Below are 15,586 nucleotides of genomic sequence, written 5' to 3'. Positions count from 1 at the left end.
ATGCCCCCAGCAGCAAGAATATCCGACATGCATACCTGCCCTTTGGTAAATCCGGGTCCTGTACCCCATGTAGGAGGCCCGGTGACAGGACCGGGCGTAGCCACTGTATTGGTAGGTGGTATGCCGGCAGCCGTATTGGGCGATATACTGGTATGTACAGGGCCTCCTGATACCATTGTAAAGGGTTCTGCTACCGTGTTGATTGGAGGCCGGCCTGCAGCCCGGATGGGCGATAATACGGCCCATGGCGGAGTCATTGTAGCTGGCTTACCCACAGTGATGATTGGTGGATAATTATAAAAAAGAAAACATGAGCACAATAGTAAACTCATTCCTTGGACGCGGATGGTCCTTCCCTCCCACTTTCAACCTGCAGACGGGTGCGGTGGAGCTGGTAAGTGACTATGAGGATATCCACGAAAGCCTCAATATCCTGTTGTCTACAAGCCTGGGAGAAAGAGTAATGCAGCCCAAGTATGGCTGTAACCTCAACGACTATTTGTTTGAACCACTGAGCAGCTCGATGATCGGGTATATCAAAGACAGGGTGCAGTCGGCCATCCTCTTCTACGAGCCCCGCATCATTGCAGATAAGATTGATGTGACGGCTGACAGTTCTTTTGACCTGATAGAAGGCCGCTTCACCATTTCGATTGAATACACCGTACCTGAAACCAACTCCCGTTTCAACTATGTGTACGATTACTACAAGAACGAGGCATTAAAGCCAGTATAAAGAATCAATAACTATGGAATGCACTAATCTGCTACATCCATTTCAACATGATCCCGGCACCAGCCAGCGTCAGCGTGTACTGGACGACCTGCTCTCCAGCACCACACAGATCGATGGCAGACAGTTGTCGGATCTGCTGGATTATTTTGTACAGCTGTCCAGGCACGTCAACTATTATGACGCGCAGGGCGGTGTACTGATCAATGCCGGCGACTGGCAGGCCTTCTTCCGTAACAGTACCCCTTTTACGCTGAGCGCGATCAATAAATATAACCTGCCGGCCAAAAAAGAAAAGCTGGCGGGGTACTATTATCTCTTTGGCAAGAAACCTTCTGCCAGGGGATTACAACTGCTTATCCAATACACCTGGTATTATACCATCAGCCGTGTCGATGCCTGGTACCAGCAGGTAAAAGATAGCGGACTGGCACTGGAGCCCCTGTTGCTGCATGTAATCAAAGATAAACTCCACAACAGCCTGGTTGAATTTATTGCACTCGACAATGCGGCAGCTTCCCGGTTTGCCATTAAAAGAATTGATTTCCGTCCTTACTTTGAAAGTGATTACTGGGACCTGGAGATAGATGACCTATATGCAGTATCATCCCTGAGCAGCCTCACCGACCTGGCCGCTGCTGTGGTGAATGTATTCAATGGCTGTCAGCAGGTAATAGATAGTATCAGTACTGCCGCTGCCGCAGATATTGAGAATAGTTTGCTGCCACTGAAACAGGAATTACAAAAACAGCATACGCCACATCTGGGTTTGCTGTTTGCCTTCCTGAAATTATTCCGCTACCTGCAGGACGACCTGAACGGCTTTGCCAAAAAGCACCTGGATTTCTTTTACCAGCAGGTATTACAATTGAAACCGAGGCCTGCACAGGCAGACCAGGTACACATTATCATAGACATTCAGCAGCAGCTGGAACAGTATAGGTTACAGGCAGGATTGCTGGTGAAAGACGGCAAGGACAATAACAAAGCGGAAGTACTCTTTTCACTGGACAATGAGCTGGTGGCGAATAAAGCCCAGGTAGCAGATGTGCGTACGCTCTTTGTAAGCAATGGAGTGTATATGGCTCCCAATGCACTCTTTGCAGACGGTGTATCCCAGGGTACACCCGATAGCTGGCCAACCATGGGTAGTCACTATAGTAAATACATAGACCCGGAACAGCAATTTACTTACCCTTATCCACATGCACGCTTAGGATTTATCTTAGCGACTCCTGTACTGCTCCTGAATGAAGGCAGGCGTACTGTGACGATAAAACTAAGCTGTGAACTGCAGGATGCAGGTTCCCTATACAGCACTGTTGCAGGACTGATTCAACAGACCTGGTATTATATCAGCAAGCCGCTTATCAGGCAGGCAGTGAAGAAAGGTATCAGCTCAGCACTGGAAGCCAGTCTTTACACTTTCCTGCTGGAAAAACCCACGCAGTCGCTCTGCTATAATCCACAACTAAAATACAATTACGATGCGCTGATCACCGAAGCCGAATTTAACAGCCTGAATACCGGTGATACACTGAAAGATATTTTTCCACCCCAAAAGGCACTGAATGTATCATTCAGCGGCAAAGACAAATGGCTGGATGCTGATGAACTGAGTATAACACTTGATCCTGCATTGAATGGTAACCTGTTCTCCATTACCATCAACGCCACCCTGCAACCTGCCAGTCCGGCTATTGTATTCTATGACAAGGATAAGCTAAAAGAAGATTTCAATACCACACAGCCCGTAGTCAGGGTATTGCTGAATGACCTGATTGCCATGCGGCTGCCGGGAAATAACCAGTCTGAGAATTATTGCTGCCTGTCCGTACCGCCCAATACAGACGACATTGAAGTATCTCTGTATTATTTCTTCAGGCATGTTATTTTAAAAGATAACAACATTGATGTCACTGTTTGTGGCCTTAAGAATTTCATCGTGCAGAACGACGACAGCCCGATGGACATCAATGGTATTATTTATCCATTTAGTTCAAGACCACGTTTAGGTTCGCATTTCATACTCAGTTCCAAAGAGATTTTTAACAAGAACTGGACTGCCATAAATTTAAGACTGAACTGGAAAGACAAGCCTGCCAGCCTGGAAACCTACTATCATGGATATGAGGACCTGACCACTACTCCGGCTATAGAACAGGACCACTTCAATGAAGATAATTTCCTGTTTACGACCGACTTCCTGGATCATGGCAGCTGGCGGAATTATAATGCAAGCAAAAAGCTTTTCAGCAGCGATACACCGGCTGATAAATTCTGTGGCAATGAGGGGCCGGTTTACTTCTTCAATTTTAAAAGAAGCAACTTTACCGGCATCAATGCCTACAAAAGGAATGATGGCCTTAGCTACACTGATGTACCCTACACCAATGCCGCACAGGATGGTTTTCTGCGCCTCTCGCTGACATCTGTGCATAACCTGGACTTCCAGCATGCAAGATATTCCTATGTGCTGACCAGGCAAATGCTGGCATTGGGCAAGTACCCTGAAATATACGTAGGGCCTGTATATGATGGTATTTCTCCTACGGGCACCTCTACAGCACAGGTATTGACCTTCAATGAGGTCTTCGACGCTGTAAAGCACTCCTATGAGCTCACAACAAACATCCGAAACAGGGCAGACCAGCTGATTGACAAACTGTGGGTAAAGTATCCGGAGATGCCAAATACGCCTATCGATTTCTCAGACGGCGAGTATAAACTGGCATTGGGTAATCCTGCCCCGGAGGGTCAGCAACCTTTTCCACCGGCTTCATTCCCCCTGTATCCTAATGGTGTGCCTGACAATGCGCCGGCCTGGAATGGATACAACCTGAAACGCATGATCGACTTTGAAGAAGATCAGGTATTGAAGCCCACTTATGATAAAATTATAAAGCTGCAGAACATCAGGGTAGTAATTCCGAATGAGCCGTATACCCCACAGATCAAAGGCATCTCCCTGGATTATACAGCAACTGCGGCGGCCAGAGATATTGACCTGATACACCTGCATCCTTATACAGGTACCTATCAACCTGTAAGTAATACGGCAAGTCCTACGCTCTTCCCCTTATTCACTGACGAAGGAAATTTATTCATCGGCCTGAAAGATCTCCAGCCGGGCAATAACCTGAGTGTGTTGTTCCAGCTGGCAGAAGCTACCGCCGATTCTGAAGCCGAACGGCAGCCCGTGCAATGGTATTACCTGGATAATAACCAATGGAAGCCATTGCGTACAGGGTTTGAAGTGCTGGATGATGCAACTGATGGCCTGACCACTTCCGGCATCATCCAGTTCTCCCTGCCGGCTAATATGACGAATGAGAACACCATTTTGCCCAAAGGACTTCATTGGATTAAAGCCGCCATTCCATTTAACAGTAAATCCATCGCAGAGACGATTGGTATTCATACGCAGGCAGTGAGGGTCACCTTCACAAATGGTGATGCCAATGATAAGATGCGCCTGGCAAATCCCATGGATGCGGGTCAAATCTCCAAACTGAAGGAAGCCGATGCAAAGGTGAAGAAGATCACCCAGCCTTACCCTTCCTTTGGAGGCAGTGTGCCTGAAGAACAGGGGCAGTATTATGTACGTGTGAGTGAACTACTGCGTCACAAAGGAAGAGCTATTCAGAAGTTCGATTATGAGCGGATCGTGCTCGATGCATTCCCACAGGTCTTCAAAGTGAAATGCATCAATCATACCCATGCGCTGGATGCGGCCGCATTTACCAACGACTTCCCGATGGCTCCCGGTCATGTACTGGTCGCTGTGATTCCTGACCTGAACAAACTGAAAGCATCGCAGGCCTTCGAGCCCAAAGCACCACTGAGCCTGCTGGAAAAGATCCAGGAAAGCCTGCAAAAAGTAGCCTCCCCTTTCGTAAAACTAAGGGTTATGAATCCCCGCTATGAAAAGGTGAACTGCTGTATCCAGGTGAAGCTCTACCCGGGCAAAGACAAAGGCTATTACAAAGATAAACTGGCTGCTGACCTGCGGGAATACCTCGCTCCATGGGCAGTAGGGGTGTATGATAAACTCAGTTTCGGACAGTGTATTTACAGGTCAGATATTGTCTACTTCCTGGAAACAAGAGATTATGTAGACTATGTACAGGACCTGCGGCTCTGGCATGAAGGAGGTACCAATGGTACTGACGTAACCAATGTATGCCCCATTACCCCACGCAGTATTCTCATAGCTGGTGAAGTTGAAGTAAATATTCCGGATGATGAAGAGGAAAACTGGGACCGCGAATATACCTGTGGCAAGCTGCCTACACCAGTGATGCAATATTGTGAAGATTCAGTAACCCCCAAATAAGTAAGCCACCATGGCAGATGTTTTAAACGAAACGACAGTCATCAGTAAGCAAAATGCCGGCTTCCCGGATTACCTGGATTTCTCAAGGTTAAGATCGGAAGGGATCGGTTACCTCGCACAGTTGTCCGGCAAGATCTGGACAGATCACAACGTACATGATCCGGGTATCACTATCCTGGAAACCCTGTGCTATGCCCTGCTGGATTTGGGTTATCGAACCAACCTGCCTGCGGTAGACCTGTTTACCCCGGCACCCGGCACCACTACCACGGACAATAATTTCTTTACCCCTGCACAAATATTAGGATGTAATCCGGTAACCATCCTGGATTACCGGAAAATGCTCGTTGACATCGAAGGTGTCAGAAATGCATGGTTGCAGGTTGCGGATGATTTCAATGTAGAAGAGTTCTGCGGAAATTATAATCGTGCAGGTATTGCCCTGAATGGACTCTATAATGTATACATAGAACTGGAAGATAATGCTGAAGAAGCAAAGGTGCTCGAACAGGTAAAAAGGAGCCTGCTCGCGCATCGTAATTTCTGCGAAGACTTCCTGAAAATATATATTCTGTGCAGACAGCCCCTGGGTGTAAGCGCCGATATTGAACTGGCAAATGGTGCTGATCCTGAAAAGACGTACCTGGACCTGATGCAAAGGTTACAAAATTTCTTCTCTCCGGCCCCACAGTTCTACACCTTACCACAACTGCTGGACAAAGGTGTTTCAATGGACCAGGCCTTCGCGGGCAGACCTTTTAATGTGACGAGTAGTCACGGTTTCGTAGATACAACAGAATTTGAGCAGATCATTCTAAGAAAAGAAATTCATACTTCGGATGTGTACAATGTGCTCCTGTCTACAAATGGCATCGGCAGGTTACAATCCCTGAGAATAAAGTTCTGTGACCGGGATGCTGATGAACGCTGGAAGATCTCCCTCCCTGAGCATCACATCCCTTTATTAAACCCTGCCTGTTGTGAATTCAGGTTCACAAGGAATGGAATTCCTGTTGCCTTCGACTTTTCTAAGTACAATGATTTATTGCTGGTAAACTTCCGTTATACGGGTAAGATTACTTATCAGCAGCAATTTCCCTATTTGGATGCAGCAATCCCAACTGGTGTATATAGAAAAGACCTGGCGGATTATTATTCAATTCAGAATGATTTTCCACGTGTATATGGTATTGCCAAAGGTGGCCTCTCTCCCAGTTCAACCGCCCTGCGCAAAGCACAGGCTTTACAATTGAAAGGCTACCTCCTGTTCTTTGACCAGTTGCTGGCCAATTACCTTACCCAGTTACAACATATACGTACGCTCTTTTCAATGTCTGCCACAGAAGAACGACATTCCTATTTCATCAACGGACTGGATAGCGTACCTGACCTGGACAAATTACAAAGATTCAGCGACGGATCACTGGGAAATACCGGGGATACCCTCTGCTACCCAATCGATAAGTCTGTAATAGACACCGCAGACCTGCTGACAATTGATATCAGTCAACTGGCACCCGCTACTTTTGAAACTACAGCAGACAATGCGATTGCCATTGCGCAACTGGAAGATGACCTTCGGAATAACAATGCGGTCATCCATGTTATTACTCAAAAAGATGGTTGCTGTTTTTACTACATCACCAGTTCTGCTACCGATTTTGTATTGATCAGCAAGCGCTATTACCCTGATGCCGTAGCGGCTAATAACGCAGCAACGGCACTGCTGTACATGGGTACTTTTGACAGCAATTACAATGCATTCCTATATGCGGCTAATACCCGCTATTCATTTGAGATCAGTTTCAATCTGAGCAATTATGCTGTTTACCTGCAACAGATTGCTGAAGACGAAAATCAATATGCGGCACGCCGGCAGGGTTTCCTGGATCATTTACTTTCAAGGTTTGCGGAGCAGTTTACAGATTTTGCTGTATTATCATATGGCCAGAGCCAGATTGAAGCAAAAGAAAACTTCCTGGCTAACTATAGCGAACTCAGTGCAGACAGAGGTACGGGTTATGATTACAGCAACGTCGATGATATCTCCGGATTTGAAAAACGCTTCCTTGCTTTAACGGGTAATACTGACAGTACACGGCATACCCTGTGCAATTTTGAAGTGGTTCAATATGCAGAGCAATACCTGTTCTCACTACCTGTTGGTGAAAATGATTATTTCCGCAGTACAATCAAATATGATACAAGAGCGGAAGCACGGGAGGCAGCAAAAGCACTGCTCACACAACTGGGTGACCAAAAGAATTATACCACCGAATACCTGGCACATGAACAGGCTTATGTGATCAAAGCAAACAATGCTACCTTCTCAGTTAAACAGCCCACAGCAGAGATAGCCAATTCAGTGATTAGCGGACTGCAGAAGTTATTTACAACCGACATTGCGCCTGATGATATCTATATTCATACTTACAGGTACAATGCGGTCCTGAAAGACAGTGCCGGCAACAAGGTCAGAATGTTCATATCCCCTTCCCCGGCGGAGGAGCAGGCACATACTGTAGCAGTACAGGCCATCAGCATGATCAACGATCATAAAGTTTGGGAGGATACCGAAACGCCCCAGGTACCTATCGGCGTACTCGCATTCGATGAGAAACAGGCGACTACTTTTATTGATACCGATGCTTTTAAAATCGGGGATAATGACATCATCGACAAGCCTGATAAATTGTCTTATGCACTGGTGGAGAAGAAAGGTAAGCGCTTTAAATTTACCCCTCTGGCTGAGTTTGATAATAAAGAGCAGGTCAATGCGCATGCCTTCAGGTTGCTGGTATTAATGCTGGATCCAGCTAACTATTCTATCTCGAAAGAAACTGATGGGGATAAATACCTCTTGTCTGTAAAAGATGGAGAAACGCCGATAGCGGTATGCGCGATGGAGACTAATTCCGAAGCCGCCGCCCAGGCATTGCAGGAAAAGATCTGGCGCATTGTCAATGAGTTCAGGTATGATATGAACATCAACCAGGCCCCTGATACCTGGAAGTTCAATTATACCATCGGTTACCAGGCTACCCAGCAATATACCTTTACTAGTCAGCAGGCTTATGATACACAGGCGGCGGCACTGGAAGCTGCAAAGAAGTTTACTACTGCCTTGCCCCAGTATAAACTCAATGGAGCTGATTTGACTGCCGGTAAGATCAGTAGCCGTTTGTCTACAGCCATACCACAGGATGCGGGCATTAATGCGCTCCTGGAAGTCCGCAGGCATATTGAAAGTCTGCGCAGTGCCACTGATACCAAAGCCTACGATGCATATGTACAGATTGATGAGATCAGTCAGTGCGGGCAATATGTATACAGGCTGGTAGACAAAGATCATCCTGTAGCTGTACACAATGGCATTATAGATGCCCGCAAACAGGTGACCCCGGATTATCTTGAAATATACCTGGGTGGAGATCTCATTGTACAGGATGGTAAATTGTACTATTACCAGATAAAGTCTGTAAACAGGAATACCCCTGACAAAGAACTGGTATTATACAGAAGCGCAATTGGTTACAATAGCCAGGACGAAGCGCTCCAGGCCTTCAAAACCGATTATCTCCTGATTTTACAGGGGCGCGTTGCTGCTACACCGGTGATGGATGCTGAAGCTGCGGCCCAGCTGGCGGCCACCTACCCCATCAAACAATTATTCAAAAGAGCAGATTGCGATGAGTTCTACCGCCGCTTTCATCCCTGCGAGCCAAATCCCTGTGCGGCTATAAAATCCCAGTGTTGTTTTACAGACCCTGATGAAGCCGTGTATTATTTCTCATTAGGTGAATGGCAGAGTGTCAACTACTACCCCGATCCGGCAGCAGCCATGCAGGCTTTCAGGTTTTTCCTGATCCTCCTGCAGTATGCGGGCAACTATACCAACACCTGCGATTGCAATGGTACTACCCGTACTTATCTGAGAGAAGTATTGGCAGAGAGCAGTACCCGCTTCCTTACAGCAGATGATGCATGGGGAGAACAAGGCGTACAACTGTTTATTAATACCGGAGAATTTCAGCGGTATAGTCATTCCTGTGCATACAGCTTCTTTATGGGTAGTGCCGAAGAACTGATTATACACCCTTGTGCATATGATGATGTAGCCAAAAGAGATGCCGCCAAGATTGCTTTATACAATCAATACAAGGCACTGGCCGGAAAGAAACCTTTTAGCACCAGCGATGAAAATGGCAGCAGTATCCTGAAGGATAACAGTGGGATACCATTTGCAAGCGTACCACACGCACGTGCCTGCAACTGGGTAGATGTGATTGATGCTTTGCAGAATGAAAAAAATATCATAGCAGGTACCAAACAAAATGACTATTATCTGACCAATGCGAACCAGCAAAGATTAGTAACAGCGTATGCAGCAGTGAATGCTATTCCATTCGATACCTGGAAGCAGCAATTGCTGTCTGTGTTCCAGTATTACAATAGTCTGGTCAGGTTGGGTGAGGACAAAAAATACTATATCAATATTCCTTTCTTACAGGATCATACCAATGTTGTCAGTTCACTCAGCAGCACAGTATGTGAGCGCTGGATGATCAATAATGGCTTTGCCACATACAGGGATGCTGTACAACAGTTACTGAACCTGCTTGCAATGCTGGGAGATTATGAAAACTATCGCAGCAGTTTTGATTGCAGCTGCGGACCATATGGTGTGACTTTCTATGCACCCCGCTATAGCTGTGGTTGTAGTACGCCGGATGGACAACCCAATCAGCCGGCGGTCAATTTACCTGCGGCAGGAGAAATGCTTGCCTGGAATCCACAAAAGTATAGCACTCCGGAAATGGCTTGCGAGGCAGTAAAGAGAGCGAAGCAACTGATCAATAGCGAGGGCCTGCATGTAGTTGAACATATCCTGCTGCGTCCTCATTGTGAAAATAATTGTGGCTGTTATTTGTTACCGCATCGGGCAGAACTGTTTAGCCAGTGCGATTTCCCGGACCTGGCAGCCGGTTATGATCCTTATTCATTTATTGCAACAGTAGCACTGCCTGCATGGCCGGAAAGATTCCGGAAAGACGGAAACAGGCAGGTGATTGAAAACATGTTGCAAAGAGAGGTACCGGCACATGTATTACTGCGTATCATCTGGCTGATGCCAAAAGAATGCTGTGAATTTGAAAGTTATTATAAGCAATGGATCCGGTGGATGGCGAAAAAGACAGTATGCAATGGTCCTTTCGATTTCAATGCCTTCTTACAGGTGCTGACAAGGGATGTAGAGACACAGGGTTTCCAGCAGCAGGTAGACGAGTTATTTGACTGGAAAACTTCCTGCGATGATTCCGGGCCGGTGATTACAGTAGCAGCTGTAAAAGCTGAGAATGTAGAAGCAGTACCAGGAGTCACCAGTGAAGCTCCTGCATCAGTTATTGATGGCAGCGGCAAAGCCAGGGTTGTCAATGGCCGTCTCAACGCACGCAAAAAAAACATCCAGGAACTGGCTGCAAATATTAAAGACAAACAACTCAGCAGCATGCTCACCACCTTCTCAGAAGTGGCATCCCCTTCAGTGGCCCAATACCAGCAGGTAATTGATAAAGTCCTCCAGTACTGGCCTACCAGTAAAAAGAAGATCCTGAATAAAAAACAGGCTACTTCACTCCTCAGCTTACTCACCGGTAATTATCTGGACAAATACACATTTGGCGGCAAAGACATCAGTGAAATTACAGCCATCAGGCCAGTATTGGACCAGATCAAAACCAAAATGCCATTAGCAGATATTTATAAGGAATGGAACGCTGCTACTGTCAAAAAGTACGAGCCTTCCTTAGATCTTAAACAAATTGAAAATCTCTTTAAATAATACATGGCAGCGGAACAACACCATATGATCCGCAGACAGGTGCTGGCATTGAAACTTCCAAAGTCAGCACCTGCTTTTGAATGGCAGCATGAAATGAGCAGGTATTACCATCATCATTTAGTGCCACTCCTGGAAAAAGCATGCAATGAAATCTGTGGAGAAGAGGAAGTCATTCAACTGGATACCGTTACAATCGACCTTGGTATGCTTCGCATGAAAGACATGAAAGCGGGCAAATGTGAAGCATTGATCTACGCACTATTATTAGAGCAACTACGTAAGCATATTCCTGCTGCTTTAAGAATATCAGCAAGCGCAGGCAATACTATCCGCCTTTCTGTGGCCCGCCAATGGCTCTTCTACATGCAAAAGGGCTACCTGCCATGGAATACCCTAAAAGCAGACCAGACCTGGTTTAACTACGTCCTCGAGGCATTTGCCACCGACTTCGGGATGGTCACCCTGCTTAGAGAACAATTAATACATAACCCCGTTGTGTTACAAAGAGTGATCACAGATCACCCCACTTCCTTTTTAATTCAACTAATTGAAATATTGACTGCCACCAGTCAGCCGGGTTTATTAGCAGTATTTCATGAACTGGCTATCCTCAGTGCCATTTCGAAAAGTGAAAACCCCGGCCCTCTCCTCTCATCATCTCCTGGCATTCCGCCAGCGCTTTATCGTCAGCTCTGGCAGGTGGCGCTAAAGATGGCGGCTGGAAAGACGGGAAAAGGTTTGTCCGCATCTGAGGTAGCGATAGCCTGCCTGCAGCAATTCGTACCCTTAACAACCATCACGGTAAATGCGATAAGCGAAGAAATCATACCATCGTTGCCGGTATGCCTTCCTTTAATCAGTGAACTAAAAACGGTACCCGCCACAGCGGCAGGCGAAATTAAGCCCGGCGAATATAGCATTTCGCTTGACGGTGAAGATGACGCAATCCCGGCGGATGGCATCTTCCTCATCAATGCAGGATTGGTCTTACTCAATCCCTTCCTTGCCACCTTCTTCAAAAAACTGGGCCTCTTAAAAAACAATGCTTTCAAAGATCCTGCTGCGCACGAAAAAGCATTGTACCTGCTTCACTACCTCGCTACAGGTGAAACAGAAACACCCGAGCATGCTCTTGTAGTGCCCAAGCTCCTTTGTGCATGGCCTTTGGGCAAAAACCTTGCACAGGAAACTGTACTGACAAGCGAAGAGTGTGAAGAAGCAGATGCCCTGCTTGAAGCGGTGATTGAACATTGGGACAAGTTACAACGAACTTCCGCCGATGCATTGAGAGGTGGTTTTTTGCAACGCAACGGCAAGATCTTTACCCTCAATGAACAGACCTTTATACAAGTAGAACAACAAGCCCTGGATATATTATTGGATTACCTGCCATGGAATATCAGCCACATACGGCTGCCATGGATGAAAACAATTTTAAGAGTTGAATGGCGATGAATAAAGCAGCCCCCACACCAGTAGCTACTCCTGCGAAAAAAGAAACTCCCTTTTTTGATAAAGAAGGCGGGGAAGATTTTTTTTCAGATTCAGGTTTCTTTAGTGGCATACAACGATGTGCAGCATGCGACGAACAGGAAGAAAAAGACAAGCCCATCCAACCTAAACTCAGTGTGGGCCAACCTGATGACAAGTATGAAAAAGAAGCCGACCAGGTCGCCGATCAGGTGATTCAGCGCAAGCCTGCTCCACCCATCCAACCCTTGCAAACGAAAGGTGAGGGTACCGCTGCTCCACCCGCCGTAGAAACGCAGCTCGCAGACAGCAAAGGCAGTGGTAAGCCACTCCCGGGCGATCTGCAGCAGCATATGGGTAAGGCCATGGGGGCAGACTTCAGCGGTGTCCGTATTCACACTGACAGTACTGCCGTACAGATGAACAAGGACCTGCATGCCCAGGCCTTCACCCATGGCAATCACATTTACTTCAACAGTGGCAAATACAATCCCACTCACAACAGCGGTCAACATCTGCTGGCGCATGAGCTGACACATACCATTCAACAGGGAGCCGCCGGTACCGACATCAACCTGCTCAGTGCAGAGGAACAAAACTCCTATACCAATGATGTCTACGATGCCCTGGATGGCTGGACATCCAGCAATGACAGCGCCATTATTCTCTCTAAGTTCCAGGGACTGGGGCAAAACGATGTAGATGCCATCCTGAATGGGGTAGCGGCCAAGGCAGAGGAAGATGTGATGTATGTATACGACTGGCTCAGTTCTGACTGTGTGACGGCTGACTGGAAAGCCCTGCTCCGCATTTTCATACAGGTACAGTCTACCCGGATCAGCGAACTCATTGCCAAAGAGGTCCTGAACCGCTTGAATGGCTGGACCTCCGACAATGACAGCAAGGAAATCAAAGACCTGCTCACCGGGCCCACCGGCGGAGCACTGGACAATATACTCTCGGAGATGGAGACACAGGGCGAATCCCTGCCGGATGACATGACGGCCTTCCTCTTTGGCGACATGCAGGATATGGATGCCCATAACCTGTCACTCGTCTTCTTTGGAAGTGGCAGTGTAAAAGCATTGCAATATGCCACCTACTGGTACGCTTATAAAATTAAAAACCTTATCTCTGGTTTTACCAGCATCCGGGATAGTAACTCCATCTTACTCAACTTTCGCCGCCTGCCGAATCATATGGCATGCCTGGCTGTGTACGCTAAACTAGGCGAACTGACACAGGCAGAATGGAATGAAACGGCGGCCTTCTCCCTTATGGACGACATGCAGCAGGGTGATTACAATACCCTACGTAATGAAGTCCTCCCAGAATTGCCCGTTTACAGCATTGAGCGGAACTTCCTTCGCCAGGCCTGGGACTTTATTACTGACATCGGTGATTATCTGCTTGGCTTCGTGGAATATGTAGTATGCGGACTGGCTGGTATCGTCGTAGGGATCTTTGATGCCGTTGCAAGCATTATAAGCGGCATCGTTGACCTCGCGGCTGGTATTATGCACTTCTGTGGCTGGTTGCTTTATCATGCCAGTGGCGGGGCTATATGCAGGGATTCTGCAGATAAGGTGCATGACTTTGTTGCCTCCATCGGTCAGGCCTTTGGTGCCCCCGGCGAAATGATTTCCCGGATGTGGGAAGAAACCAAACTGGAAGCATCACTCATAGAAGGTCCTTTTGAGGAGTGTCAGCTCGCTATCTTCTGGATGAGGAGGGTAACGAACTTCGTAGTTAATATCATCTTACTTTTCGTAGCCGGTTATGGTGCTGTCAAAGCCGCACTGGAGGCGATCGAAACCATCAAGACCATCAGCAGCTTCGGAGAGTTCCTTACCAAAGTAGGACAGGTACCCATCCGCCTGCTGCGCAGTATGCGGCAACTACCTGCCAGCCTGGCCTCCGGCGCAGCAAGGATCGTCACAACCATTCGTAACATCGATGAGATCATTGCAGCTGTGCGTAGCACCATCGGGTTTATCAGACTTGCTGCCGCTGATGAGAACTTCTTTACAAATCTGCGGGCTGCAGGTACAGAGCTGGCCAGGGAACGACTTGCCGCAGAAAGGGATTTCTGGCGCAGGCGACGCGAGATCTGGCGGGGCAGCGCAGATGCACAGGAAACCCGCCTGGTAGGTATTGAAAACGCCACTGACGATGCAATAGCTACTGCAGATACTAACAGGCCGGCTGCCGAAGCACAGATAGCCGAAGCAGAAACGAATGCGAATGCAACCAGAACTGCCGCCGATGCCACTGAGGCAGAAGTAAGAACGGGGCAACCCAACAATGAGGGTAATACTCCACTCACGCCTGACGTACCCAATGCAGAAGCCCTGGCATGGGAACAGTCACTCAGCCCGGAAACCCGTGCCATGCTGGATGCCGACCCTGATCTCCGCAGGATGTGGCACAACATGGACTCGGATGTACGCCGTGCACTCACCTATTGTAATTCGCCCTGTATACCGGTCAATATCTCGCCGGAGAACCTGACCAAAGTACATAATCTTATCAACAGGCTGAACCTGCCTTCTGATGACAGGGCGCTGAGGGAATACCTGCATATGTTCAGGGATAACCAGGCAGACCTCTCGAATGCCATCGATGCGCTCAATGGTGTCACCAATGGCAGGGAACTGCAACAGTTTATGGATAACCGCCTGATCTCAGCTATAGAAGCGAGAACAGGTGTCACCCTTCGCAGAGGGGCCGGTGGACTCTGGGAATATACAAGAGCCGATGGTGCCATCATCCGCGAATTTGAATTCAATACCCATGGCTTCCTCACGGATAACAGGGGTACGAACAATTTCTTCCAGTCGCATCATGGTATCCAGGATGCATGGGCCAGGGAACGCTTTGCAGGATTAGGCGTTTATGGCCGGGACGATGCCCCTGCTTTGTTATTGAGAACACGTAACTTTGCGGGAGGCAGCCGCGGTACCCCACATGGATTAATCAATGACCTGCAGGGTGCCAGAAGAGCGACTGTAGCCACCCGCACCTTTGCTGAAGAACGAGCCTTCCTGGTAAGCGATATGAATGCGATAGGCGTACCTGCAGGCGTGCAGGGCCCTTACCTTGCAGAAGTGGATGCCTATTTCGGAAGGATTTACAATACACTCAGGAATACTTTAAGCAACGATCAGCTGACTGCCATCTTTGGCACCTGGACCCCATAAAACAG

At 47.6% G+C, this 15,586-nt stretch carries 6 protein-coding genes; all 6 read left to right on the top strand.

The window, feature by feature from the left end:
* Genes DXN04_RS25905 through DXN04_RS25880 form a run of 6 tightly spaced genes read left to right on the top strand, consistent with a single transcriptional unit; the run spans nucleotide 1 to nucleotide 15,581 of the window.
* The gene (locus DXN04_RS25905) at nucleotides 1-294 is read left to right on the top strand and encodes a PAAR domain-containing protein (protein ID WP_116856305.1); all 294 of its coding nucleotides are present in this window, start codon (nucleotides 1-3) and stop codon (nucleotides 292-294) included.
* A 16-nt stretch (nucleotides 295-310) separates the two neighbouring features.
* Entirely contained in the window at nucleotides 311-736 is a 426-nt protein-coding gene (locus DXN04_RS25900) for a GPW/gp25 family protein (RefSeq protein WP_116856395.1), read from the top strand.
* A 13-nt stretch (nucleotides 737-749) separates the two neighbouring features.
* Complete coding sequence (locus tag DXN04_RS25895; RefSeq protein ID WP_116856304.1) at nucleotides 750-5,069, top strand: baseplate J/gp47 family protein; 4,320 nt, start codon at nucleotides 750-752, stop codon at nucleotides 5,067-5,069.
* Nucleotides 5,070-5,079: 10 nt separating this feature from the next.
* A complete protein-coding gene (locus DXN04_RS25890) occupies nucleotides 5,080-10,911 on the top strand; it encodes a hypothetical protein (RefSeq protein WP_116856303.1) in 5,832 nt (1,943 codons plus the stop codon).
* A 3-nt stretch (nucleotides 10,912-10,914) separates the two neighbouring features.
* Entirely contained in the window at nucleotides 10,915-12,366 is a 1,452-nt protein-coding gene (locus tag DXN04_RS25885; RefSeq protein ID WP_116856302.1) for a contractile injection system tape measure protein, read from the top strand.
* On the top strand, nucleotides 12,357-15,581 hold the full coding sequence (locus tag DXN04_RS25880) for an eCIS core domain-containing protein (protein ID WP_147320063.1): 3,225 nt from the start codon (nucleotides 12,357-12,359) through the stop codon (nucleotides 15,579-15,581). Before DXN04_RS25885 ends, DXN04_RS25880 begins: the two co-directional genes overlap by 10 nt.
* Nucleotides 15,582-15,586: the final 5 nt, after the last annotated feature.

The organism is Chitinophaga silvisoli (assembly GCF_003412465.1).
GTDB classification, from domain to species: domain Bacteria; phylum Bacteroidota; class Bacteroidia; order Chitinophagales; family Chitinophagaceae; genus Chitinophaga; species Chitinophaga silvisoli.
The sequence above is the reverse complement of the archived record's forward strand: the minus strand, read 5'-3'. Positions and strand labels throughout refer to the sequence as shown.

Coding starts and splice junctions, on each gene's coding strand:
- DXN04_RS25895 (WP_116856304.1), top strand. CDS start 750: ATGGAATGCACTAATCTGCTACATCCATTTCAACATGATCCCGGCACC.
- DXN04_RS25900 (WP_116856395.1), top strand. CDS start 311: ATGAGCACAATAGTAAACTCATTCCTTGGACGCGGATGGTCCTTCCCT.
- DXN04_RS25890 (WP_116856303.1), top strand. CDS start 5,080: ATGGCAGATGTTTTAAACGAAACGACAGTCATCAGTAAGCAAAATGCC.
- DXN04_RS25905 (WP_116856305.1), top strand. CDS start 1: ATGCCCCCAGCAGCAAGAATATCCGACATGCATACCTGCCCTTTGGTA.
- DXN04_RS25880 (WP_147320063.1), top strand. CDS start 12,357: ATGGCGATGAATAAAGCAGCCCCCACACCAGTAGCTACTCCTGCGAAA.
- DXN04_RS25885 (WP_116856302.1), top strand. CDS start 10,915: ATGGCAGCGGAACAACACCATATGATCCGCAGACAGGTGCTGGCATTG.